Annotated in this window: 25 protein-coding genes; 5 read left to right on the top strand and 20 right to left on the bottom strand. The window is 58.9% G+C overall.

Features of this window, described 5'->3' with window-relative positions:
- Nucleotides 1-15 precede the first annotated feature (15 nt).
- The 4 genes from C1Y42_RS03375 to yceD are packed head-to-tail and all read right to left on the bottom strand — an operon-like array spanning nt 16 to nt 2,744.
- Nucleotides 16-969 carry a beta-ketoacyl-ACP synthase III gene (locus C1Y42_RS03375; RefSeq protein ID WP_104092811.1) on the bottom strand — a complete coding sequence of 318 codons (954 nt, stop codon included), beginning with the start codon at nt 967-969 and terminating at the stop codon, nt 16-18.
- Nucleotides 970-2,010 carry a phosphate acyltransferase PlsX gene (gene plsX, locus C1Y42_RS03370; RefSeq protein ID WP_104092810.1) on the bottom strand — a complete coding sequence of 347 codons (1,041 nt, stop codon included), beginning with the start codon at nt 2,008-2,010 and terminating at the stop codon, nt 970-972. It lies immediately after the preceding gene.
- 27 nt (nt 2,011-2,037) lie between these two features.
- Nucleotides 2,038-2,208: a 50S ribosomal protein L32 gene (rpmF, locus tag C1Y42_RS03365; RefSeq protein WP_016192161.1), complete on the bottom strand. Its 171-nt coding sequence runs from the start codon at nt 2,206-2,208 to the stop codon at nt 2,038-2,040.
- A gap of 14 nt (nt 2,209-2,222) precedes the next feature.
- Entirely contained in the window at nt 2,223-2,744 is a 522-nt protein-coding gene (yceD, locus tag C1Y42_RS03360) for a 23S rRNA accumulation protein YceD (RefSeq protein WP_058759469.1), read from the bottom strand.
- A gap of 143 nt (nt 2,745-2,887) precedes the next feature.
- Here yceD and C1Y42_RS03355 point away from each other — a divergent pair, with 143 nt between their 5' ends.
- Nucleotides 2,888-3,469 (top strand): nucleoside triphosphate pyrophosphatase, encoded by a 582-nt coding sequence (locus C1Y42_RS03355; protein ID WP_199188959.1) that lies wholly within the window; start codon nt 2,888-2,890, stop codon nt 3,467-3,469.
- 10 nt (nt 3,470-3,479) lie between these two features.
- On the opposite strand, the gene rluC is transcribed toward C1Y42_RS03355, so the two are convergent.
- Nucleotides 3,480-4,439, bottom strand: coding sequence for a 23S rRNA pseudouridine(955/2504/2580) synthase RluC (rluC, locus tag C1Y42_RS03350; protein WP_021506411.1), 960 nt, complete (start codon nt 4,437-4,439; stop codon nt 3,480-3,482).
- 573 nt (nt 4,440-5,012) lie between these two features.
- Here rluC and rne point away from each other — a divergent pair.
- Nucleotides 5,013-8,303: a ribonuclease E gene (gene rne / locus C1Y42_RS03345; RefSeq protein ID WP_104092808.1), complete on the top strand. Its 3,291-nt coding sequence runs from the start codon at nt 5,013-5,015 to the stop codon at nt 8,301-8,303.
- Between the two features lie 179 nt (nt 8,304-8,482).
- Here rne and flgL read toward each other — a convergent pair whose 3' ends face one another.
- The 11 genes from flgL to flgB form a co-directional block, all read right to left on the bottom strand.
- Nucleotides 8,483-9,448 carry a flagellar hook-associated protein FlgL gene (gene flgL / locus C1Y42_RS03340; protein WP_058769624.1) on the bottom strand — a complete coding sequence of 322 codons (966 nt, stop codon included), beginning with the start codon at nt 9,446-9,448 and terminating at the stop codon, nt 8,483-8,485.
- A 17-nt stretch (nt 9,449-9,465) separates the two neighbouring features.
- Nucleotides 9,466-11,109 (bottom strand): flagellar hook-associated protein FlgK, encoded by a 1,644-nt coding sequence (flgK, locus tag C1Y42_RS03335; protein ID WP_021506414.1) that lies wholly within the window; start codon nt 11,107-11,109, stop codon nt 9,466-9,468.
- 116 nt (nt 11,110-11,225) lie between these two features.
- Nucleotides 11,226-12,167 (bottom strand): flagellar assembly peptidoglycan hydrolase FlgJ, encoded by a 942-nt coding sequence (gene flgJ / locus C1Y42_RS03330; protein ID WP_058775423.1) that lies wholly within the window; start codon nt 12,165-12,167, stop codon nt 11,226-11,228.
- The gene (locus tag C1Y42_RS03325; protein WP_230201060.1) at nt 12,167-13,216 is read right to left on the bottom strand and encodes a flagellar basal body P-ring protein FlgI; all 1,050 of its coding nucleotides are present in this window, start codon (nt 13,214-13,216) and stop codon (nt 12,167-12,169) included. The genes flgJ and C1Y42_RS03325 overlap by 1 nt, the downstream gene beginning before the upstream one ends.
- Before the next feature lie 69 nt (nt 13,217-13,285).
- Nucleotides 13,286-13,996: a flagellar basal body L-ring protein FlgH gene (locus C1Y42_RS03320; RefSeq protein WP_021506417.1), complete on the bottom strand. Its 711-nt coding sequence runs from the start codon at nt 13,994-13,996 to the stop codon at nt 13,286-13,288.
- Between the two features lie 62 nt (nt 13,997-14,058).
- On the bottom strand, nt 14,059-14,841 hold the full coding sequence (gene flgG / locus C1Y42_RS03315) for a flagellar basal-body rod protein FlgG (protein WP_021506418.1): 783 nt from the start codon (nt 14,839-14,841) through the stop codon (nt 14,059-14,061).
- Between the two features lie 17 nt (nt 14,842-14,858).
- A complete protein-coding gene (locus tag C1Y42_RS03310) occupies nt 14,859-15,617 on the bottom strand; it encodes a flagellar basal body rod protein FlgF (protein ID WP_058759464.1) in 759 nt (252 codons plus the stop codon).
- 20 nt (nt 15,618-15,637) lie between these two features.
- Nucleotides 15,638-16,840, bottom strand: a complete 1,203-nt coding sequence (gene flgE / locus C1Y42_RS03305; protein WP_021506420.1) for a flagellar hook protein FlgE — start codon at nt 16,838-16,840, stop codon at nt 15,638-15,640.
- Between the two features lie 25 nt (nt 16,841-16,865).
- Nucleotides 16,866-17,540, bottom strand: coding sequence for a flagellar hook assembly protein FlgD (gene flgD, locus C1Y42_RS03300; protein ID WP_021506421.1), 675 nt, complete (start codon nt 17,538-17,540; stop codon nt 16,866-16,868).
- A 12-nt stretch (nt 17,541-17,552) separates the two neighbouring features.
- Entirely contained in the window at nt 17,553-17,957 is a 405-nt protein-coding gene (gene flgC, locus C1Y42_RS03295; RefSeq protein WP_021506422.1) for a flagellar basal body rod protein FlgC, read from the bottom strand.
- A gap of 2 nt (nt 17,958-17,959) precedes the next feature.
- Nucleotides 17,960-18,373 (bottom strand): flagellar basal body rod protein FlgB, encoded by a 414-nt coding sequence (gene flgB / locus C1Y42_RS03290; RefSeq protein WP_021506423.1) that lies wholly within the window; start codon nt 18,371-18,373, stop codon nt 17,960-17,962.
- Between the two features lie 154 nt (nt 18,374-18,527).
- Between flgB and flgA the strand changes: the two genes are divergently transcribed.
- From flgA to flgN, 3 genes are all read left to right on the top strand, one after another.
- Nucleotides 18,528-19,187: a flagellar basal body P-ring formation chaperone FlgA gene (gene flgA, locus C1Y42_RS03285; protein WP_021506424.1), complete on the top strand. Its 660-nt coding sequence runs from the start codon at nt 18,528-18,530 to the stop codon at nt 19,185-19,187.
- A gap of 106 nt (nt 19,188-19,293) precedes the next feature.
- Nucleotides 19,294-19,596, top strand: a complete 303-nt coding sequence (flgM, locus tag C1Y42_RS03280; protein ID WP_058775421.1) for a flagellar biosynthesis anti-sigma factor FlgM — start codon at nt 19,294-19,296, stop codon at nt 19,594-19,596.
- A gap of 5 nt (nt 19,597-19,601) precedes the next feature.
- A complete protein-coding gene (flgN, locus tag C1Y42_RS03275; protein WP_058775420.1) occupies nt 19,602-20,033 on the top strand; it encodes a flagellar export chaperone FlgN in 432 nt (143 codons plus the stop codon).
- 66 nt (nt 20,034-20,099) lie between these two features.
- Here the strand turns inward: flgN and murJ are convergent, their stop codons facing one another.
- The 4 genes from murJ to rimJ all read right to left on the bottom strand — a co-directional run bounded on the left by murJ (nt 20,100) and on the right by rimJ (nt 23,935).
- Entirely contained in the window at nt 20,100-21,638 is a 1,539-nt protein-coding gene (gene murJ / locus C1Y42_RS03270; RefSeq protein WP_058775419.1) for a murein biosynthesis integral membrane protein MurJ, read from the bottom strand.
- Nucleotides 21,639-21,759: 121 nt separating this feature from the next.
- Nucleotides 21,760-22,680: a Gfo/Idh/MocA family protein gene (locus C1Y42_RS03265; protein ID WP_104092807.1), complete on the bottom strand. Its 921-nt coding sequence runs from the start codon at nt 22,678-22,680 to the stop codon at nt 21,760-21,762.
- Between the two features lies 1 nt (nt 22,681).
- Nucleotides 22,682-23,326, bottom strand: a complete 645-nt coding sequence (locus C1Y42_RS03260; RefSeq protein ID WP_104092806.1) for a DUF480 domain-containing protein — start codon at nt 23,324-23,326, stop codon at nt 22,682-22,684.
- 15 nt (nt 23,327-23,341) lie between these two features.
- Nucleotides 23,342-23,935: a ribosomal protein S5-alanine N-acetyltransferase gene (rimJ, locus tag C1Y42_RS03255; protein ID WP_021506430.1), complete on the bottom strand. Its 594-nt coding sequence runs from the start codon at nt 23,933-23,935 to the stop codon at nt 23,342-23,344.
- Nucleotides 23,936-23,945 lie beyond the last annotated feature (10 nt).

The raw sequence follows: 23,945 nt of genomic DNA, 5'->3' as shown, positions 1-23,945 counted from the left end.
TTGCGTTCCTGTCAATCAAAAGCGAACCAGCGCCGAGCCCCAGGTGAAACCGCCACCAAAGGCCTCGAGCAAAATCAGGTGTCCGGGCTTGATGCGGCCATCACGTACCGCTTCGTCCAGCGCGCTTGGCACCGACGCTGCCGAGGTGTTGCCGTGTCGATCCAGCGTCACCACCACTTTATCCATGCCCATGCCGAGCTTTTTGGCGGTGGCGCTGATGATGCGCAGGTTGGCCTGATGCGGCACCAGCCAGTCAAGCTGTTCACGATCGAGATTATTCGCCTGCAGCGTTTCATCGACGATATGCGCCAGCTCAGTGACCGCGACCTTAAACACTTCGTTGCCGGTCATGGTGAGGTAAGCCGGCTCATCCTGATGCGCGCGATCCTGGTACGGCAGCGTCAGCAGCTTACCGTAGCGGCCATCGGCATGCAGATGCGTGGAGAGGATGCCCGCTTCTTCGCTTGCGCCGAGCACCACGGCACCCGCGCCATCACCAAACAGGATGATGGTGCCGCGATCGTCAGGATCGAGGGTGCGAGCCAGCACATCCGCGCCGATCACCAGCGCGTGCTTCACCGCACCGTTTTTGATGTATTGATCGGCCACGCTCAGTGCATAGGTAAAGCCGGCACAGGCGGCTGCGAGATCGAAGGCGGCGCAGTCGTTGATTTCCAGCATCTGCTGAATCATGCACGCTGAGCTCGGGAAGGCGTGGCTGGAAGAAGTAGTTGCCACGATGATCAGGCCAACGTCGCTGGCTGCCACGCCCGCCATCTCCAGCGCACGCTGGGCAGCGGTGAAGCCCATGCTGGCTACCGTTTCATCCGGTGCCGCAATGCGACGTTCACGAATACCGGTCCGGGTGACAATCCACTCGTCCGAAGTCTCCACCATTTTTTCCAGGTCCGCGTTGCTGCGAACCTGCTCAGGCAAATAGCTGCCCGTACCGATAATTTTGGTAAACATCTACGCTTTGTCACTCCTGGCTAATACAGCGTCAAGGCGCGCGGCAATTCTCTCGGGAACTTGCTTGCGCACCGCCTGCTCTGCCTGTTCTATCGCCACGGCAAACGCGCGTTGATTCGCCGCGCCGTGGCTCTTGATCACTGTCCCGCGCAATCCTAACAGACAAGCGCCATTGTACTGGTCGGGGTTGAGATGACCGAAACGTTTAGCCAGACGCTTTTGGATCCAGCGTCCCAGCCATTTCAGCCACCAGGCCCGTTTTTTTCCTTCACCTGACGATTTGAGCAGAGAAAGAAACATTCTTATCACGCCTTCCATGGTCTTCAACGTGACATTACCCACGAAGCCATCACAGACCAGCACATCCGTCTTGCCGGTGAGGAGATCGTTCCCCTCAAGGTAACCAATATAGTTGATCTGCGGCGAGGCCCGCAGCACCGCCGATGCGGCGCGAATCGTCTCCAGCCCCTTCGTCTCTTCCTGACCAATGTTGAGCAGCGCGACGCGCGGCTGGCTGATTTCCAGCACTTCTTCCGCCATCACCGCACCCATCACGGCAAACTGCACCAGCATTTCACTGTCGGAATCGACGTTAGCGCCCAGATCCAGCACCACCGTCTTGCCGTGCTGCTGATGCGGCAGCACGGTCATCAACGCCGGACGCTCAATGCCATCCAGCGGCTTCAGTAATAATTTTGCCAGGCCCATCAGCGCACCGGTATTGCCGGCACTGACGCACGCCTGCGCTTTCCCCTCTTTCACCAGCTCTAACGCCACGCGCATGGAGCTGCCGCGGCTGTTACGAATCGCCTGCGAGGGTTTGGCATCACTTGCAATAACCGATTCGGCAGGGATTACCTGCACACGCCCCAGTAACGAGGAATCCGCTTTGGCAAGAAATGACGAGATGATGTCGGGATCGCCGACCAGAAGAAGAACCAGCTGCGAATGAGAGGCCAGTGCCTGCAAGGCTGCAGGCACTGTCACGCAGGGACCGAAGTCCCCGCCCATGGCATCAACTGCCAGGGTCAAACGTGTCAAGGTATCGCCTTGCGTAACCGCAAAGAATTACTTGGTGATAACCTTGCGACCGCGGTAGTAACCATCCGCAGTGATATGGTGACGCAGATGAGTTTCACCAGAAACTTTATCTACTGACAGAGTGGTAGTGGTCAGCGCATCGTGCGAACGACGCATACCACGCTTAGAACGGGTTGGTTTATTCTGTTGTACGGCCATGGACCTTACTCCTATTACTTACGCTTTAAACTGGCTAATACGGCAAATGGGTTTGGTTTTTCCGCCTCTTCAGGCAGCTGGCCAAAGACCATGTCCGCGTCGGACACTTCACAGTGTTCAGAATCATGCACCGGAACGACCGGCAGCGCGAGGATGAGTTCATCTTCGATCACCGCCAGCAGGTCGATTTCACCGAAATCGTTGACATCGACCGGCTCGTAGGCTTCCGGCAGTGCCTCGGCCTGCTCATCAGAAGAGACAGGACTGAAGCAATAGCTTACGTGCACAGCATGCGGGAACGGTTGGTTGCAGCGTTGACATAACAACGTTACCTGCACATCGGCTGTTCCTTGCAGAACCGCGAGGCGCTGGTTGTCAACCGCAAACGACATGGCACATTCCACATCACTGTCCACACTCACGACCGTTTCGGCCAGGCGCGCCACCAATTCAGGTGCGTAAACACCGTGATAATCCAGGCGTTTTTGCGCGGCGCGGACCGGATCGAGCGTCAGGGGTAATTTTACCTTTTGCATAGGGCGCGCATATTAACTTTGTAACGTCATAGAGTCAAAGAAAAAGGCCGGTTTACAGCATCTTTCACCCGTTAGTCGCATCCAGTGCGGCGCATAGTTTAAAATGCCTGTCATCTTTACGCTATCACTTCTGCAAAAAAATGATGACACCGCTGGTTTTAGCCTCAACCTCTCCGTTCCGTCAGGCGCTGCTGCGCAAGCTCGGCCTGCCGTTTATCACTGCCGCCCCTGAAAGTGATGAAACGCCGCTGCCGGGAGAAACCGCGCCGCAGCTGGTGCAGCGTCTGGCCATTGCCAAAGCGCAGGCGCTGGCCGCGCGCTATCCTGCGCACTGGATCATTGGGTCCGATCAGGTCTGTGTACTGGACGGCCGCATCGCCGGCAAGCCGCATACCGCAGAGAACGCATGCCAGCAGCTGGCGCTGGCGAGCGGCAAAGCCATTACCTTTCACACCGGCCTGGCGCTGATTCACCCCGCCAGCGCGCAGCAGCATGTGCTGTGTGAACCCTTTACCGTGCATTTTCGGCAACTGAGCACGGCTGAGATCGCGCGCTACGTCGAGCTGGAGCAGCCGCTGCAGTGCGCCGGCAGTTTCAAAAGTGAGGGACTGGGGATTTGTCTGTTCGAACGGCTGGAAGGGCGCGATCCCAATAGCCTGATTGGCTTACCGCTGATCGCGCTGAATGGCCTGTTAAGGCAGGCGGGCATCAATCCGCTGGGCTGATGCCACGCTGTCAGGCTTTTTTCTGCTGGCGCAGCTGGGACAGGCAGTGCTTTAGTGCCTTATCCAGCGGCGCTTCCATACGCAGGCTTTCGCCGGTGTTGGGATGGGTAAACGTCAGCGCGGCAGCATGCAGGAACAGCCGCGCCAGACCGGTTGGTGCCAGCTGGCGATCGAATTCGCGATCGCCATAGCGATCGTCAAAGGCAATCGGGTGCCCGCCATGCAGGGTATGCACGCGAATCTGATGCGTGCGTCCGGTCACCGGACTGGCTTTAACTAATGTCGCCAGGCCAAAACGTTCTTCAACTTTAAAGCGCGTTTCTGACGGCTTGCCCTCGGCGCTGACCCGCACCACGCGCTCGCCGCTTTGCAGAATGTTTTTCAGCAGCGGGGCCTGCACCACTTTCAGGTGCGATGGCCAGTCGCCGCGCACCAGCGCCAGATAATCCTTCTGCATGCCCTTCTCACGCAGCTGCTCGTGCAGCGAACGCAGCGCCGAGCGCTTCTTCGCCACCAGCAAAATGCCGGACGTGTCACGATCGAGACGGTGCACCAGTTCAAGGAAACGCGCCTCCGGGCGCAGCGCGCGCAGCCCTTCAATCACGCCGAAGCTCAGCCCGCTGCCGCCGTGCACCGCAGTGCCGGACGGTTTGTTCAGCACCAGCAGATAATCGTCTTCATACAGAATGCACGACTCCAGCGCCGCCACTTTATCCAGTTTGGGCGATACCGCCTGCTCTTCACGCTCGGCCACGCGCACCGGCGGCACGCGCACTTCGTCGCCGTCTTCCAGCTTGTATTCAGGTTTTACGCGCTTCTTATTCACCCGCACCTCGCCTTTACGCAGAATGCGGTAAATCATGCTTTTCGGCACCCCTTTCAGCTGGGTACGCAAAAAGTTATCAATGCGTTGACCGGCATTTTCAGCCGTGATGGCGACAAATTGTACGCCGGGATTCTCTGTTTTCATGGCGGCGATTCTAAATAGTGTCCCCGGATAGCGCCACCCCTTTTTCTGTGCTTAACTCTGACTTTATTGCCGCGTTACGCGGCCAGAATGCTGGCTTTTTCAACGATGCGATGATTACCCCTGCAAATGAACAGGTTAAGGATGAACAAACTTCACAGCTCGGTAAAAGTCGCCTTGCTATAAGTTGCTAAGCAATGGAATAATGCAGAGGTTTCTGTCCTGGAAAGAGTCAGGCAGGAAAAAGAGCGAAATTAAGGTATTTTGCCGGATGAAACGGACACGCAGCAATGGCGTAAGACGTGATGTTTAATCAGGCACTTAGCGGGCTGCGGGTTGCGGCCTGGACGACAGACTGGGATGTGTGGATTTTTGAATACTCTGTAGCACTTCCACCTTCAGGCGCTGGTTTTCCTTATGAAAAACAGGCCACCGACAAGATTTGCGCCCCTTTAGCCGCCGACAACCGTGAGGTTGACGTCAGTGCATGCAGACACGGGGCCATCGGTTGATTCTCGTCCAGGGTAACGATGCCCGCAGCTTTATCACTCATGTGAGAATAACGAGTAAGTCACGATGAAAAGAATGTTAATCAACGCAACTCAGCAGGAGGAGTTGCGCGTTGCCCTTGTTGACGGACAACGTCTGTACGATCTGGATATCGAAAGCCCCGGACACGAGCAGAAAAAAGCCAACATCTACAAAGGTAAAATCACCCGTATTGAACCCAGCCTCGAAGCTGCGTTTGTTGATTACGGTGCCGAGCGTCACGGTTTCCTCCCTCTGAAAGAAATTTCCCGCGAATACTTCCCTGCTAATTACAACGCGCATGGCCGTCCGAACATCAAAGATGTGCTGCGTGAAGGCCAGGAAGTGATCGTACAAATCGATAAAGAGGAGCGCGGTAATAAAGGGGCAGCACTGACCACCTTTATTTCGCTGGCCGGTAGCTATCTGGTGCTGATGCCCAACAACCCGCGCGCCGGCGGCATTTCCCGCCGTATCGAAGGTGATGACCGTACCGAGCTGAAAGAGGCGCTGTCAGCGCTGGAGCTGCCGGACGGCATGGGCCTGATCGTGCGTACCGCTGGCGTCGGCAAATCTGCCGAATCGCTGCAGTGGGACCTCAGCTTCCGTCTGAAGCACTGGGAAGCCATCAAAAAAGCCGCAGACAGCCGCCCGGCACCGTTCCTGATTCATCAGGAAAGTAACGTGATTGTCCGCGCCTTCCGCGACTACCTGCGCCAGGATATCGGTGAAATCCTTATCGATAACCCGAAAGTGCTGGAGCTGGCGCGTCAGCACATCGCCGCGCTCGGTCGTCCGGACTTCAGCAGCAAAATCAAACTGTACACCGGTGAAATTCCGCTGTTCAGCCATTACCAGATCGAATCGCAGATTGAATCGGCGTTCCAGCGCGAAGTGCGTCTGCCGTCCGGCGGTTCTATCGTTATCGACAGCACCGAAGCGCTGACCGCCATCGATATCAACTCCGCCCGCGCTACACGCGGTGGCGATATCGAAGAGACCGCCTTCAACACCAACCTGGAAGCCGCCGACGAGATTGCCCGTCAGCTGCGCCTGCGTGACCTCGGTGGTCTGATTGTTATCGACTTCATCGATATGACGCCGGTGCGCCATCAGCGCGCCGTGGAAAACCGTCTGCGTGAAGCGGTACGTCAGGATCGGGCGCGTATCCAGATCAGCCATATTTCACGCTTTGGTCTGCTGGAGATGTCGCGTCAGCGCCTCAGCCCGTCACTGGGTGAGTCCAGCCATCACGTCTGCCCGCGCTGTAGCGGCACCGGCACCATTCGTGATAACGAATCGCTGTCGCTGTCGATCCTGCGTCTGATTGAAGAAGAAGCGCTGAAAGACAACACCAAAGAAGTGCACGCCATTGTGCCGGTTCAGGTGGCCTCATACCTGCTGAACGAAAAACGTGAAGCGGTCAGTGCGATTGAGAAACGTCAGGGCGGCGTGCGTGCCATCATCGTGCCAAACGATCAGATGGAAACGCCGCACTACTCGGTGCTGCGCGTGCGCAAAGGTGAAGAGACGCAAACCCTCTCCTATCACCTGCCGAAACTGCATGAAGCTGAGATGGCGCTGCCTTCGGAAGAAGAGCACGCTGAGCGTCGTCGTCCGGAGCAGCCAGCACTGGCCGCCTTCGTGATGCCGGATGCACCACCGGCTCCGGTTGAAGTGAGTGAAGAGAGCCAGCCGGCAGCGGTTGACGTCAAAGCCAAACCGGCGGTCGCAGCACCCGCGACCGTCAGCACCGGTTTTGTTGCGCGCCTGCTGGGTGGCCTGAAAAAACTGTTTGCTGGTGATGCACCCGCCGCGGCCCCTGCTGAAGAGAAGACCGAAGCGAAAACGGCTGACGGTGAGAATACGCAGCAGCGTGGTGAGCGTCGTAACAATCGTCGCAACAACAACAATCGCCGCGAGCGCACACCGCGCAACGGTGAGCATGCGCAGAGCCGTGAAGGCCGTGAGCCACGTGAAGCGCGCGAGCCGCGTGAACCCCGTGAGCCTCGTGAAGCACGCGAGCCACGCGATCAGGATAACCGCCGTAACAAGCGTCAGAATGACGCGCGCGGCGAGCGTCCGGCGCTGACTGAAGAGCAACTGCAGCAGCGTGATGAGCAGCAGCAACAGCGTCGCGAACAGCGTGCTGAGCGCCAGCGTCGTCGTCAGGAAGAGAAGCGTGCGCAGCAGGAGCCGCAAGTGGCTGAGCAGGTGCCTGTTGTTGATAGCGTTGATGACAGCGTTGCGCAGGAAGACGAACGCGTTCAGGTTATGCCGCGTCGCAAACAGCGCCAGCTCAGTCAGCGCGTGCGCGTAGGTGACAACGCTGAGGCGATGCCAGCTGAGCTGCCTGCCGCTGCCGTTACTGAAGCGGTGCAGGAAAACAGCCAGCGCGCCCAGCTGAAAGAGCAAGCCGAAACCGCTCAGGATGAGCAGGATGACAGCGAGAACCGTGACGGGGCCAACATGCCGCGCCGTTCACGTCGCTCACCGCGTCATCTGCGCGTCAGCGGTCAGCGTCGTCGTCGCTATCGTGACGAGCGTTACCCTACGCAGTCTGCGATGCCGCTGGAAACAGCTGCAGCCTCACCAGAGATGGCGTCAGGCAAAGTGTGGATCACTTATCCGGTCACGCAGACTCACGAGCACTTCACCTCTAACCAGGCGCTGAACGAAATGCCAGACTATGGCTATCAGGATGCCGCGCCGGCGGAAGAACTGCCTGTGGCTGTCGAAGCCGCAGCCGTGGCACAGTCAGAAACGCCAGCGCCAGAAGTGGTGCATCAGGCTGAACCGCAGGCGCACACTGAAGTGCCGGTGGTGAATACTGATGACCTGACGCCAGTGGCGGCACCGGTTGATCACCAGCCAGCAGTGATTTCCGCCGCCGATGAAGCGGTTGCACAGGAAACCGCAGCAGAAGCACAACCGGCTGTTACGCCTGCCGAAGAGACGCAGCCAGTGGTTACCGAAGCGGTTACCGAAGCGGTTAGCGCAGCGGAACAGGCTCCAATCGAGGTGTCACCCGCAGTCGAAGCGCAGGTAGAAGAAGTGCTGTCCGCGCCGGTAGCGGCCGAAGCACCTGTCTCGCCGGTCACCGAACCGCACGCACCGGTTGCCGCCCGTGATACCGGTGTCAGCCATGCTGAGACCCGCTTCAAGCATCACGCTACGGCACCGATGACCAAAGCACCAGCACCGGCATGGGAACCTGAGCCCGTGCGCCACAGTGACTGGGTCCGTCCGGCCTTCAACTTCGAAGGACGCGGTTCAGCCGGTGGTCACAGCGCCACGCATCAGGCTACCGCACCGGCTACCCGTCCGGAAAGCGCGTAAGCCTCTGCTGTAGCACTACCGTCTCCAAACCCCGGCTGGTCCGGGGTTTTTTATTGCCCGCATTCTCCCCTCCCACCTGACTGAACACTCTGAATAAAAGCCAAAAAAAATCCCACGGCCCTCGCAGGCAGTGGGAAAAACTAAGCGTACCCGGTTTAAGTACGCTCAAACAGTCAGGTTTATTTATTCATCTGGAACAACGACATCTTCGACATATCGCTGAAGGTGGTGTACGACGCCTGCAGCAGCTGCTGCTGCATGGTATAGGTAGAAATGGCTTCGGTGTAATCGACGTTAACCAGCGTGCTCATCTGATCTTTCAGCGTCACCTTGCGGTCGTCACCTTTTGCATCCAGCGTATCCAGTTCGTCCAGCTGGGTACCAATCTCAGAACGCACCGCCAGCACATTGTTCAGCGAGTTGCTGAAGCCACGGTTGGCTTTGTCCATCGCCGCGCTGAAGGTCTGTTTAGTGGCATCGTCAGCGTCATTCTGCGGCACTTTCAGCGCCGCAATGGCGTTATCCAGCATATCGAACAGGTTAGTCTGGCTGGCGCTGCCATCCGGCTCCGGCTTGGCGTTGCTGGTCAGCTGGTCAAAAATCGAATTACCGGTATGGCCCACCGTCATGGTGCGTTCGCTGTCGACTTTCTGGGTGATCGCGTCGCTGCCACCGCTATAGATGATTTTACCGCTGGCATCTTCGGTGAACGGCGGCTTGTCGGACTCATAGCCGGCAAACAGGTAGCGGCCGTTGCCGTCTTTGCTGTTGGCCAGGTTGAGCAGCTGCGAGCGAATGCCCTCCAGCTGGGTAGCATAAGAGGCGCGGTCATCGTCACTCAGCGAGCCGTTACCGGCGCTGATCAGCGTGGATTGCGCCGACTGAATCGCCGTCGTGACATCACTCAGCGTGCTCTCTTCCAGCGACAGTCCCTGATTCGCGAACGAACGCGCCAGCGCGAACTGGCTGTCGCGCGCCTGCGTCTGCGACAGCACCACGGCGCGCGAAGCGGCGATCGGATCGTCAGACGGATTGGTCACGCGGCGACCGGTTGACAGTTGTTCACCCGCTTTCAGCCAGGAGGATTGCGCGTCAGTGACGCCGCGCACCTGCTGGTCGAAAATCATGTTGGTACTGAGTCTCATCGGTCAGGCCTCCCGTATTAACCGCGAATGCTCATCAGAGCATCGAAAATGGTATTGGCGGTTTGCAGTACCTGCGCGTTCGCCATGTAAAATTGCTGATATTTGCTCAGGTTGGCGTACTCTTCGTCGAGGTTTACGCCAGAAACCGACTGCTGACGTTCGGTCAGCTGCGTCACCACGCCCTTCTGAGTGGTAGCGGCGGTTTCGAGGTTTTTGGTTTTGTTGCCAACGGTGCTCACCAGGCTGGCATAACCCTGCGCCAGCGTGGCGTTACCGTTAATCAGTTTGGCATCCTGCAGGTCCAGCAGCTTTTGCGCGTTACGGTTATCGCTGGCGCCACCCGCAGCCGAAGCTGCCGCGATCTGCGATTCACTGGTGATAGCCACTGACATGCCGCTAATCACATCCTGCACCGGTTTGACCAGGAAGCTGTCTTTGGCGTTAGCCGTTCCGTTTACCGTTAATGACAGTCCGTCAAAGCTCATGGTGGTATTGCCGGCACCGTCGCTGCCCATGGTCGGCGTCACTTTCACGTTGTCCGAAAGACGCGTCACCGACCAGTTGCTGCCGTCATAGCTCACGCTGTAGTTAGAGGCTTTCATCGCCCCGGTGTCGGTCCAGCTGGCGCTGACGGTAGCGGCAGAGGTGTTTTTGCTGTTGGTCACCACTGTCGGGCTACCAATATTGAAGAAGTTGATGCCGGTGTTGCCTTTGCTGTCATAGCCCTGGCTGTGCACCTGGTTGAAGCTGGTGGTGAATGCCGCTGCCAGCTGCCCGAGCTGGTTCTGCGCGTTGTCCAGATCCTGGGTACGGAACGCCAGCAGGCCCCCGAGCGAACCGGTGGTCAGCGTTTTTTCCGGGATCTCAACGTTACCGGCCTGCTTATCGACATAGCCCACGGTAATGCGCGACGCATCGCTGCTGGAAGGCATGGCGATCAGCGAGGTGGTTTTGCTGCCGTTGACCAGCGTGGTGTTGCCCATCGAGACGATGTAATTACCGTCCTGCTGCGAAACGTTTACGCCGACCAGGCCATTCAGGTTATTGACCAGCTGATCGCGCTGATCGAGCAGGTCGTTAGGCGCAGAGCCGCCGCCGGTGGTCAGCTTGGCGATCTGCGTGTTGAGATCGGCAATCTGGCTGGAGTAGGTGTTGATCTGCTCGACGCTGGCTTTGATGTCCGTATTGACGCTGTTTTGCATGCTGGTCAGATACTGTGCGGTAGTCTGGAACTGGTTTACCAGTCCCTGCGCATAGCTCAGCATAGACTGACGCGCAGAAGGATCGTCCGCGTTACTCACCACGTTCTGCACGTTAGTGAAAAAGCTCTGAATCGAGTCAGACAGGCTGGTGGTCGACGTCGACAGCAGATCATCAATATTCGAAATCTGGTTGTACTGTGAATTGACCGCGCTGTAGTTGGCGCTGTTACCGCGCAACTGGGCGGTAATAAACTCATCGTATTCACGCTGCACGCCGGTCACGTTGACGCCGTTGCCATAATAGTTGCTGCCCTGCAGCGTGCTGTTGGCCTGCGACAGCAAAATCGTCTGGCGCGAATAACCGGCCACGGTGTAATTACTGATGTTGTTACTGGTGGTGCTTAATGCGGCCTGTGCGGCGCTCAGCCCGCTCATCGCGGAGTTAATTATGCTGGACATCTCGGTTCCTTTTTCCCGTTAACCGGGCTGGCAGTCATCAGTGCGATTGCGCGGGCCACAACGCCCGCGGCATGTGAAGGTTATCGGCGTGCTTAAGCGAAACTTGAGCGGAAAAATCAGAACAGATCGGTGAAATCCTGGCTGTAAGCCTTAACCACTTTTTCGCCCATGTTTTTGAATTGCTGGATCATTCCTACCAGTTTCTGCGCATATTTCGGGTCAGTCGCGTAGCCGGCCGCCTGCAGCGCGCGCGCGCCCTGCTCGGCGCTCGGTGCGTTCGCCACTGCCGCATAGCGCGGGTTACTGGAAATCAACCGCACGTAGTCGCTGAGCGCTTCGAAATAGGAGCCATAAACGCGGAAGGTGGCGCGCACTTTCTTCGCCTCACCGCCCTCGTATTCCGTGGTCATGATGTCGGTGGTTTCGCCCTTCCAGTCGCCGCTGGCTTTGATCCCGAACACGTTGTAGCTCGGCTTACCGTCGCGCGTCAGGATCTGCCGCTGGCCCCAGCCGGACTCCAGTGCCGCCTGCGCCAGAATCAGATGGTGAGGAATGCCGCTCTGCTGGCTGGCTACTTTCGCCGGCTGCGCCAGCTGGGCGATAAACTCATTGCTGTCACCGGGCAGGCTGGCCGGCGAGACCGGCAGACGCGGCACCGCTTTGCGCACCATCTGCTCCAGCTGCGTGGGCGCCAGGCTGCTATAGATGAAGCTGTTATCCAGTTTCATCGGCACGGTACCGGCGCTTTCGTCCGGTGCCTGCGCCGGCTGCATCTGTTTGACAATGGTGTCGGCCAGACCCAGCCCGCGCTTGCCGATTTCCTGCGCAATCTGCTGATCGTAAAGCGAGGTGTAAAGCCGCGTCTGATCGTTGCTCAGCATGCCATCCTGCGGCAGCGCTTCACGCATGCTCTTCAGCATCATCTGCACGAACATCCCTTCGACCTGCTTCGCCACCTGCAGCGCTTTGCCTTTCGGGTCCACGGCAGCCTGGCGTTTCAGTTCGTTCAGCGAGCGGCTGTCATACGCCGCGTTCATCAGCGATTGCGTATCGGTCATCAGATAATTTCCAGCTTCGCGCGCAGGCAGCCCGCGCTCTCCATCGATTGCAGAATCGACATCAGCTCAATCGGTGTCGCACCCAGCGCATTCAGCGCCCGCACTACGTTGTTCAGGTTGGCACTGGCGTTAACCCGCTGCAGCGCGCCGCCGCTCTGACGCAGATCGATCTGCGTTTGCGTGGTGGCAACCGTCTGACCACCGGCAAACGGCGTATCCGGCTGGCTGACGTTCTGCTGCTGATTAACCGTGACCGACAGGTTGCCCTGCGCCACCGCACAGGTGTTAAGCGTCACTTCGCGATTCATCACCACCGAACCGGTGCGCGAGTTGATGATCACTTTGGCGTCTTCCAGCGGCACCGACACGTCGATGTTCTGGATCTCCGCCAGCAGACGTACCTGCGAGCTGTTGTTTGGCGACACGCGGATTTGCACGGTACGGGCGTCCAGTGGCAGCGCTGACCCCACGCCACGGCTGTTGATGGCATCAGCAATGCGCTGCGCCATGGTGAAATCTTCGTTGTTAAGCTGCAGGTTGATGGTGTTCTGGCTGCCGAAGTTGCTCTGCAGCTCGCGCTCCACGGTGGCGCCACCGGTAATGCGGCCGCCGTTGAGCTGGTTAACCTGTACGCTGCTGCCACCGGCCGAGGCGCCCGCCCCGCCGACCAGAATGTTACCCTGCGCCAGCGCGTAAACCTGGTTATCGACGCCCTTCAGCGGCGTCATCAGCAGCGTACCGCCGCGCAAGCTTTTGGCGTTACCCAGTGAGGACACCACCACATCAACCGTCTGTCCCTGACGGGCAAACGACGGCAGTTTGGCGGTGACCATCACCGCCGCCACGTTTTTCAGCTGCATGTTGGTGCCGGCAGGCACGGTGATGCCCAGCTGCGACAGCATGTTACTCACCGTTTGCGTGGTGAACGGCGTCTGGGTGGTCTGGTCACCGGTGCCATCAAGGCCAACCACCAGACCGTAACCAATCAGCTGGTTATCGCGTACGCCCTGCACGCTGGTGAGATCGCGGATGCGATCGGCCTGCGCCATCAGGCTGCTGATGCCGAGCAACAAGCCCAGGCCCAAACGCAGCAGTGTAGTGTTTTTCATCATGACCTCTTACATCGGCGAGACGTTCAGGAAGAAGCGCTGGAACCAGCCCATGGTCTGCGCCTCATTGATATAACCGTTACCGACGTACTCAATACGTGCATCGGCGACCTGCGTTGACAGCACCGCGTTGCTGGCGCTGATGGTGCGCGGGTTCACTACGCCAGAGAAGCGAATGAATTCGGTGCCCTGGTTGATTTCAATCTGTTTCTCGCCGACTACGCGCAGGTTGCCGTTCGACAGCACCTGGTTAACGGTGACGGTGATGGTGCCGGTAAAGGTGTTGTTGGCGGTCGCGCCACCTTTGCCAGCGAAATCGTTTTTGCCGTTGGCGTCGAGCGCGGCTTTTTCGCCGCCGGCGCCCACCAGTCCGGCCAGGCCGGTTGGGATGGCGCTCAGGCCAAAGCTGTTGCTGCCGTCGCGGCTGGCATTCGCTGAAGAGCTTTTGCTGGCGCTGACGTTTTCCTGCAGCGTAATGGTCAGGGTGTCACCAATGTTACGTGGACGACGATCCTCAAACAGCGGCTGATAGCCGTAGTTGAGCGGCGCCACGCCCTGAAAAATGGAACCGTTCACCACCGGCGGTGCGGATGGCGTCGGCTCAGCCGTCGTCGCACCCTGTACCAGTGGCGTGCGCGGCACCAGCGCACAACCGTTAAGGGTCAGTAGCAGCGTGGCTACTAACCAATGCCCAGGCTTGAGAATCACTTGCTTCGCCACGGAGTTCTGACCTTTTTCATGTTCTTAATCGGGCCAGACGCGCTGGCCCAACGATCCCGGCATTACAGCTGGGTTAACTTCTGCAGCATCTGATCGGAGGTGCTGATCGCTTTGCTGTTGATCTCATAAGCGCGCTGCGTCTGAATCATGGTCACCAGCTCTTCCGCCACGTTGACGTTGGAGGTTTCCACGTAACCCTGATACAGCAGACCGGCCCCGTTCTGGCCCGGCGTGCTTTCAGTTGGTGCGCCAGAAGCCTGGGTTTCCTGATAGAGGTTTTCCCCGACGCTATCCAGTCCGGCATCGTTCATGAAGGTGCTGAGCGTCAGCTGGCCAACCTGCGCCGGCTGCGTCTGCCCCTGCTGTGTCACCGTCACCACGCCGTCACGCGCAATGGTGATGCTGGTGGCGTTCGCCGGAATAGTGATGCCTGGCTGCACTGGGAAACCGGCGTTGGTCACCAGCTGGCCGTTCTGGTCCACCTGGAACGAGCCGTCGCGGGTATACGCAGACGTACCGTCCGGCATCTGCACCTGAAAATAGCCCTGACCGTTGATCGCCACATCTTTTGAGTTGCTGGTCTGCGACAGGTTGCCCTGGTTGTGCAGACGTTCGGTGGTCACCGGACGCACACCGGTACCGATCTGCAGGCCCGACGGCAGCGTGGTCTGTTCTGACGACTGCGCACCCGGCTGACGCAGGGTCTGGTACATCAGGTCTTCGAACACCGCGCGTGAACGCTTAAAGCCGTTGGTGCTGACGTTCGCCAGGTTGTTGGCGATGACGTCCATGTTGGTCTGCTGTGCGTCAAGACCGGTTTTCGCGATCCATAAAGAACGAATCATTGTGTTTTCCTTAAGCCTTAGCTGCTCATATTGAGTAGCTGATTAGCCCGCTGTTCGTTTTCATCGACGTTGGAGATCACTTTCATCTGCATCTCAAAACGTCGGGCGTTGGCGATCATGTCGACCATGGTTTCCACGGGCTTGACGTTGCTGCCCTCCAGCACGCCCGGCATCACCTGCACGGTCGCGTCATTCGGCAGTGCCGCGCCGCGCTGTGCCTGAGTGGCGGCGCTGGGACGGAACATGCCGTCATCACCGCGCGTCAGTTCCTGGCCTGTGGCACGTACCAGCTTCAGCCGTCCGAGCTGCACCGTGGCGTTCGGCGCATCACCGGCGTTAAGCGCGGTGATGGAGCCGTCGGCGGCAATGGTCAGTTGCGCGCCCTGCGGCACGGCAATCGGACCGCCATCGCCCATCACGGGATTGCCCTGAATGGTCAGCTGGCCGGTCGGGCTGATCTGCATGTTACCGTTGCGGGTATAAGCTTCGCTGCCGTCAGCGGTACGCACCGCCAGCCAGCCATCCTGCTGCACCGCCACATCGAGCGGACGCTCGGTGTAATCGAGCGAGCCCTGCGACATATCGGCACCCGGCGTCGAAGCGGCGACCAGCGTACGTGTTGGCAGCGACCAGCCGTTGACCGGCACCGCGCGCAGCGCATTGAGCTGAGCGCGAAAGCCCGGCGTCGAGGCGTTGGCGAGGTTGCTGGCGGTGACAGACTGTTGCTCCATCGTCTGACTGGCCGCGCCCATCGCGGTATATATTGCGTGATCCATAAAGCAATCCCGTTAGCGTATTAACGAAGGTTGACCAGGGTGTTAAGAATCTGGTCCTGCGTTTTGATGGTCTGGCTGTTGGCCTGGTAGTTACGCTGGGCAACGATCATATTCACCAGCTCTTTACTCAGGTCGACGTTGGACGCTTCCAGCGCGCCGGAGGTCAGGTTGCCGTAGGTACCGGTGCCAGCCAGACCGACTGCCGCCTGGCCCGAGGAGTTGGTTGCCGACCAGACGTTATCGCCCTCGGACTTCAGCCCTTCCGGGTTAGAGAAACTCGCCAGCACAATCTGACCCAGCAGCTGGGTTTTCTGGTTGGAGTAAGTCCCGGTGATGGTGCCATCATCGTTGATGGTGTAGCTGGTCAGATCGCCCGGTGCATAGCCATCCTGGGTTGGGTTACCGAAGTTGGTTTTGCCGGTGTTCTGCTGCAGGCTGCCGAGCACGCTGAGGCTGACGGCCTGGTTGGCCGCGGCACCGTTGGCACCCTGAATGGTCAGCGCCACTGTGCTGGCCGAAGTCAGGTTACCGCTGGTATCGAATACCATGTTGAAGTTACCGGCAGCCTGACCAGTGGTGGAATCAATCGCGTGCACCGTCCAGTTGTTGTCGGCCGTTTTGACGTAGTACAGATCCAGCGCGTGGTCGTTACCCTGCGAGTCGTACACGGTCACGGTGCTTTTGGCGTTGTAAGTATCCACGTTGGTTGCCGTGAACGCACCGCCGGTTGGCACCGCATCGGTTGAGTTCAGGTTGGATACCATGGTGGCGGTAGTGGTGGCGCGCGCCGACATCTGGGTGGTCGGAATGCTCAGCGCGACCGGGTTGGCACCGGCCTGAATGGTTGGCGGGGTGCCGTTAGCCGGATAGCCGGTTACGGTCAGGCCCTGGGTGTTCACCAGGTTACGGTTTTCGTCCAGCGTGAACTGGCCGTTGCGCGAATAGAACACGCCGCCGCTGGCGTCGGTCAGACGGAAGAAACCGTTGCCGCTCAGCGCCACGTCCAGCCCACGGCTGGTAGAGGTGGTGGTGCCGTCGTTAAAGTTCTGAATCACCGCTGCGACTTTGGTACCCATACCGACGTTAGAACCGGCGAACATATCGGCAAACGCGATGGTGCTGGATTTAAAGCCGGCCGTCGCCGAGTTGGCGATGTTGTTACCAATAACGTCGAGGTTGCTGGAGGCAGCGCCCAGGCCGCTCACCGCTTGTGAAAATGACATGCTATTTCTCCTGCTAAGAGGTTAGTCAGAGAATCTGACGAATTTCATCGAGGGTCGCGGAGCCCATGGTGCCGAGATCCAGTTTTGCGGTGTTATTCACGGTGCTGACGCCGTTGACATAGGCGTAGTTCAGCGGCTGTGCCACCAGTTGGGTGCTGCCATTGCTGGCGGCGAGTGAAACCGTATATTTGCCGTCCGGTGCGGCGCTGCCATCGTCCATCTTGCCGTCCCACGAGAAGGTGTGAACGCCGGCGCTGAGACCGCCGAGATCGATAGAGCGCACTACGCTGCCGTTGCCATCTTTGATGGTGACGCTGGTGGCGGTCGACGCGGTGCCCAGCTCCACGCCAAACGGCGTGCTGGTGCCGCTGCCGACCAGCACCTGGCTGCCCTTCACCATCACGCCATGGCCGATCAGCGTTGAGCTCTGCAGCGACTGGCTGGTGCTGATCTGACCGGAGATCGATCCCAGCGTGGTATTGAGTTTTTCAATGCCGCTCAGGGTGTTGATCTGCGTCAGCTGGGTTGTCAGCTGACTGTTGTCCATCGGGTTAGTCGGGTCCTGATTTTTCAGCTGCGTCACCAGCATGTTCAGGAACTGGTTTTGCAGATCCTGCGCGCTGTTGCCGCTGCCGGTGCTGCTGCTGGAGCTGAGGACCGTGGGGTCGAGGTTGTCTTTAATCCCTACTGCAAGGCTCATAATGCGTCTCCGTTACTGACCCATGGTGAGGGTTTTCATCATCATTGACTTCACCGTGTTCAGCACTTCGACGTTGGCCTGATAGCTGCGCGACGCGGACATGGTGTTAACGGTTTCGGCGACCACGTCGACGTTAGGCATTTTGACGTAGCCTTTCTGGTCAGCCAGCGGATTACCCGGGTCATACACCAGTTTGGCGGGCGTCGGGTCGTTCACGACACCGGCCACTTTGACGCCGCCGGTGGCCGCGCCCTGAGCGGCATCGGTCTGGAAAATCACCTGCTTCGCCACGTACGGCTGGCCGTCCGGCCCGGTGACGCTGTCGGCGTTGGCCAGGTTACTGGCGCTGACGTTGAGCCGCTGTGACTGTGCGGTCATCGCAGAACCGGCGATATCAAAGATATTCAGCAATGCCATGATTATTGCCCCTGCAGAACGCTCATCATGCCTTTGATCTGGCTACTGATGAGGGTGAGATCGGTTTGGTATTTCAGGCTGTTATCCGCAAACTGCGTACGCTCGCGATCCATATCCACGGTGTTACCATCCGCGGCAGGCTGATCGGGAATGCGGTACAGCAGATCCAGTGCGGGCTGTGAATTGGTCTGCGCTTCAATGTGACGCGATGACGTGACATTAAGCGCCAGGCTGCTGCCTTCGGCACGGCCGTTCTGCATCACCTTGCTCAGCTGGCTGGCAAAGTCGATATCCCGCGCCTGGTAGCCCGGGGTATCGGCGTTGGCAATGTTAGACGCCAGAATCTCCTGGCGCTGCGCCCGCAGGTTTAATGCTTCTGTACCAAATCGCAGCGCGGCATCGAGTTTGTCGAGCATGCTTCCTCCGCGAATGAGAATTTCGAGCTGACAGCTTAATGGGACAAAAGCAAGGGCTATCGTCTGAATAGCAGCAAAAATCGTGGCTATTTTTCACCTTGAATTTTTGGTGCGCGGAGTAGACTCAGTGCCATCTTTTCGACAGGAGGCGTTGATGCGTACAACTTCTTCCCTGCTGGCCCTGCTGTGGCTGGCCTTCGCGACGCCCGGCTATGCTGCCGATCTCAGCGCGCAGCTGACTCAGTTCTTTCAGGCGCGCGATCCGCAGCACGCCGCCGGTATGACCGTGGTGGTCCGCACGCCGCAGACGCAGTGGCCCGCCTGCGACACACCGCAGCTGCTGCTGCCGGGTAACAGTCGCCAGTGGGGCAATCTGAGCATTGCCGCCAGCTGCGGCCAGAATCGTCGCTATCTGCAGGTACAGGTGCAGGTCACCGGCGAGTATCTGGTGGCCAATCGTCAGCTGGCGCGCGGCAGCAACGTCAGCGCCAGTGATTTCCGCCTGGAGAGTGGCCGGCTGGACACGCTGCCGGCGCGCGCGCTGCTCAGCAGCAGCAATCTGGCGGACGCCATTGCCCTGCGTGACATTGCGCCAGGCCAGCCGGTGACGGCCACTATGCTGCGCCAGCCGTGGCGGGTGAAAGCCGGTCAGAATGTGATGGTGATTGCCAGCGGCAACGGCTTTAATGCCAGCAGTGAAGGTCGTGCGTTAAACAACGCCAGCGCGGCGCAGACGGTGCGCGTGCGCATGAGCAATGGCCAGGTGGTAAGCGGTCGTGTCAGCGAGGATGGGAATATTCTGATATCGCTATAAAGCGTTAAAGAACGCTGTTGTTCTGCCGATAGAGATATCAACAATGATATTACCCTATGCTGACTCAGTTGGCTGATCCCCAATTGACCCTAACAGGAGCCACACCATGAGTATCGACAGAACGCAGCCTTTAAAACCGGTGAGCACTGTACAAACCCGTGACAGCAGCGACAACCAGGCAAAAGTGCGTCAGAACAGCGCACCGGCCGCCAGCACCAGCCAGAATGGTGCAGAAGTGACGCTGAGTCCCGCTCAGGCGCAGCTGATGCAGCCGGGCAGCAAAGATATTAACACAGCGCGCGTAGAGCAGCTGAAGACCGCCATTCGTAATGGTGAACTGAAAATGGATACCGGTAAGATCGCCGATGCGCTGATCGCCGATACCAGGGCGTTTTTAGAGGGTAAATAGTCCCGATGGATAATCTGCTGACCACCTTAGATAAAATGCAGGATGTGCTGAGTTCGCTTAACGTCGTGATGGATGAAGAGCAGCAGCAACTTTCTGCCGGACGGATTAATGGCAACCTGCTGCAGCGCATTACAGAAGATAAAAGCGCGCTGCTGACGACGTTGAATTATCTGGACGAAATGCGCCGCAAAACCGAGCTGTCGCTGGGTACCAAAGCGCCTTATCGTGGTCACAGTGATATCGCACGCCGCTGGCACAGCATTCAGCAACATACCCAGCGTCTGCGCGACGCCAATCAGCACAATGGCATGCTGTTGCAGCATCAGATGACCTTTACCGAACAGGCGCTGTCGGTGCTGAAACCGCATCAGACCCAGTCCTTTTACGGCCCGGACGGCCGCGGTTTAGGCCAGAGCACGCTGAGCCGCAAAGGCTAAACGCAGCCGTGCTGCGGGTCCGCTGAATCAGGGTCGCCACACCGGGCGACCCTTTTTATTGTTCGCTCACACCGCCGTGCGGCGGGCAAAATCGCTCGGGCGGAAGCCCAGTAAACCGAGCATCACGAAGTAAGCGCCGCCGCCAATGGCGCACACCGCCGCCAGCCGCAGTAACCGCCACCACATCTGCCCCTCTTCCCACGCCGGCATCACCTGCAGAATGCCCAGCAGCGCAGCAGCCATCACCGCGACGGCGACCAGCAGACGCAGCAGGAAACCGTGCCAGCCCGGCTGCGGCTGAAAGATTTGCTGTTTGCGCAGCTGCCAGTAGAGCAGCGCCGCATTCAGGCAGGCCGCCAGACCAATCGACAGCGACAGACCAGCGTGCTTCAGCGGGCCAATAAACGCCAGGTTCATCAGCTGGGTCATGATCAAGGTGGCGATAGCAATCTTTACCGGCGTTTTGATGTCCTGACGCGAATAGAAGCCCGGCGCCAGCACTTTCACCACGATCAGCCCCATCAGCCCAACCGAATAGGCAATCAGCGCGCGCTGGGTCATCGCCGCATCAAAAGCGGTAAATTTGCCGTACTGGAACAGCGCCACGGTGAGCGGACCGGAAAGAATGCCCAGCGCCACCGCGCTCGGCAGCGCCAGCAGGAAGCACAGACGCAGGCCCCAGTCCATCAGACGGGAATATTCATCGTGGTTGCCGCTGGCAAAACTCTTCGCCAGCGACGGCAGCAGGATGGTGCCGAGCGCCACGCCCAGCACGCCAGAGGGAAACTCCATCAGACGATCGGCGTAGTACATCCACGACACCGAGCCGGAGACCAGAAACGAGGCGAAAATGGTATTGATGATCAGCGAGATCTGGCTCACCGACACGCCGAGAATCGCCGGGCCCATCTGGCGCATCACCCGCCACACGCCGGCATCGCGCAGGTTGACGCGCGGCAGTACCAGCATGCCAATCTTTTTCAGGTGCGGCAGTTGATAAAACAGCTGCAGCAACCCGCCCACTACCACTGCCCACGCCAGCGCCATCACCGGCGGATGGAAGTGCGGCGCGGCAAACAGCGCAAAGCCGATCATGCTGATATTCAGCAGCGTGGGCGCGAACGCCGGGACGGAGAAGCGGTTCCAGGTATTAAGAATCGCCCCGGCCAGCGACGCCAGCGAGATCAGCAGAATATAAGGAAAGGTGACGCGCAGCAGCGAACTGGTTAAGGCGAACTTGTCGGCGGTATCGGCAAAACCCGGCGCCGTTACCACGATTACCCAGGGCGCAGCGACCATGCCCAGCACCGTCACCACCGCCAGCACCAGCGTCAGCAGGCCTGATACATAGGCAACAAACACCCGCGTGGCGTCTTCGCCCTGCTTGCTTTTATATTCGGCAAGAATTGGCACGAAGGCCTGTGAAAAGGCGCCTTCGGCGAAAATACGGCGCAGCAGATTGGGCAGTTTGAACGCCACGAAAAAGGCATCGGTGGCCATGCCAGCCCCGAAAACGCGCGCCACAATGGCGTCGCGGGCAAAGCCCAGCACGCGGGAAAACAGGGTCATCGAACTGACCGCAGCCAGCGATTTCAGCAAATTCATAATGAGTGGCGCATCCTGAAAAGTGTCGGATAAATGAGCAACTTAGCGCGGACATCCTGCGATGTCCGGCGATAGTCTACTGCTGCGGTGGGAAATGACCAGCATTGAGTGTTACAAGGGATTATTCCTGTACGGCGTCGCGCCACAGTTTTTCTACCAGACGCTGCGCCGCCAGCGCCTGTTCACCACTGGTTTCAGGCATCGTCTGATTTTCCACGCACTGGATAAAATGGTGTGCCGCACCGCTGAAGCCACGCTGGGTCAGATGACTTTGCCACGCCGGCGGGACATCACTGCGCAGGTCGCTAAGCGTCTCTTCACGCCAGTCGCGCATCTCATTAATTTCGATGTAACGCCCGTCGCAGATGGCGCTGACCACTTCACGCTGCGTGCCCGCGCGGCGATGCATACTGGTGGTAATTTGCAGCGATCCGGCTGAGAAATGGTGCTCACCGTAGAGCATTGCGCCGTCATCATGGGTGTCGATATGGCCGAGCTCCAGCCTGAGCTTGCCGCCGGCCAGCCACAGCGCGGTATCGACCACGTGCAGATAATCATCCAGCAGGGTAAAGCGCAGGTCGTGCGGGCCGACGCTGTCTGCCCGGTGTTTCTCAATGCGCAGCGAGGACGCGCCCGGCAGCTGCGCTTTCAGCTGCTGGTAGCGCGGTGCAAAGCGCCGGTTGAAGGCCACCATCAGTTTGCGTTTGCGCTTTTCCGCCAGCGCCACCAGCGTCTCCGCCTGCTGCAGCGTTTCGGCCAGCGGCTTATCGACACAAACATCTTTACCGGCCAGCAGCAGCGCCTGCACTACCTCAAAATGGCTGGCGGTGCTGCTGTGCACAAACACCGCATCGCTGGCCGCCGCCAGCGCATCCAGCTGACTAAAATAAGGAATACGGTAACTGTCGCAGATCGGCTGCGCCCGCGCCTGGCTGGGCGAGAACGCGCCCACCAGCTGCCAGCCGCTGGCCTGTGCCAGTACCGGCAGCCAGGCTTTCTGCGCGATACCGCCAAGCCCGACCACACCAATACGCAGCGTCATTTCACGCCTCCCGCTGCAGCAGTTGCTGCAGCTGAGCATCAAGGCGCGCCACCTGCGCTTCCAGCTGAGCAACGCGCGCGGCCAGATCGTCAGACTCAGGCGACGCTGTGTGGCTGGCGGGTAGTTCGTCCGCCACCTCGCCGCCAAACAGGTGCATATAGCGGCTTTCACGCTTGCCCGGCTCGCGCGCCAGACGCACCACCATGGGGCCGTCGTCGCGCGTCGTCAGCCCCTCCAGCGTGCGTTCCACCTCGGCCATGTCCTGAAACTCATGCAGACGACCACTGCGGGTACGCAGTTCGCCCGGCGTCTGCGCGCCGCGCAGGAACAGCAGCGTCAGCACCGCCACTTCGGCGGCATTCAGCTGCAGATTGCCAAACGCTGAGTTGCAGAAACGCTGTTCATATTTGCTGACGCGCTGACCGAAACCGCTGTTAGCGGTGACCAGATGCTTTTTCACCAGCTCATCGAGCTGAGCCTGCACCTCACTTTCGCTCAGGTTCATCACCGGCTCGCGGTTAGATTTCTGATTACAGGCGGTGACCACGCCATTGAGGGATAACGGATATTGATCCGGCGTGGTGACCTGCTTCTCCAGCAGGCAGCCGATCACGCGCAATGCCTGCGCGGAGAGAGCCATCTTCATTACGTGTTCCTTTTATTATTGTCCGCGACGATCCGGGTTCCATTCGCGCCAGGTAAGCGCCGTCAGCACATGATCCTGCCAGCGGCCATCAATCAGTAAATAGTCTTTGGCGTAGCCCTCTTTTTCAAAACCGAGGCGCGCCAGCAAATCACCGCTACGCTGATTGTGCGGCATATAGTTGGCCATGATGCGATGAATGCGCTGCTGGCGCTGCATATAGCGAATCGCCGCCTGCAGCGCCTCAAACATCATGCCCTGCCCCTGCCACTTCTCTCCCAGCGAGTAGCCGAGATAGCAGGCATGAAACGATCCGCGCAGCACATTGCTGAAGTTGGCGACGCCGCGCACTTCATGCTCTTCCGGGTCCATCAGCACAAAATAGAACGCGGAGCCCTGTTTATGCATGTCGGCAATTAAACCCAGGCGCGCCTGCCAGCCAGATGGATAACAGTGGCTCTCATCGCGCACCGGTTCCCAGGGTTTAAGAAAGGCGCGGTTTTCGGCGTAGTAATCCGCCAGACGCCAGGCATCGCGTTCATGTACTAAACGCACCACCAGACGATCGGTGGTAAGCCGCACGCGCGGGCCAGCAGAGCGATAGCCAAACATCATGACTCCT

This window comes from Pantoea sp. ICBG 985 (assembly GCF_002928365.1).
Taxonomy (GTDB): domain Bacteria; phylum Pseudomonadota; class Gammaproteobacteria; order Enterobacterales; family Enterobacteriaceae; genus Pantoea; species Pantoea dispersa.
Note: the sequence above shows the minus strand (reverse complement) of the source record. Positions and strands in the feature narration are given on the sequence as shown.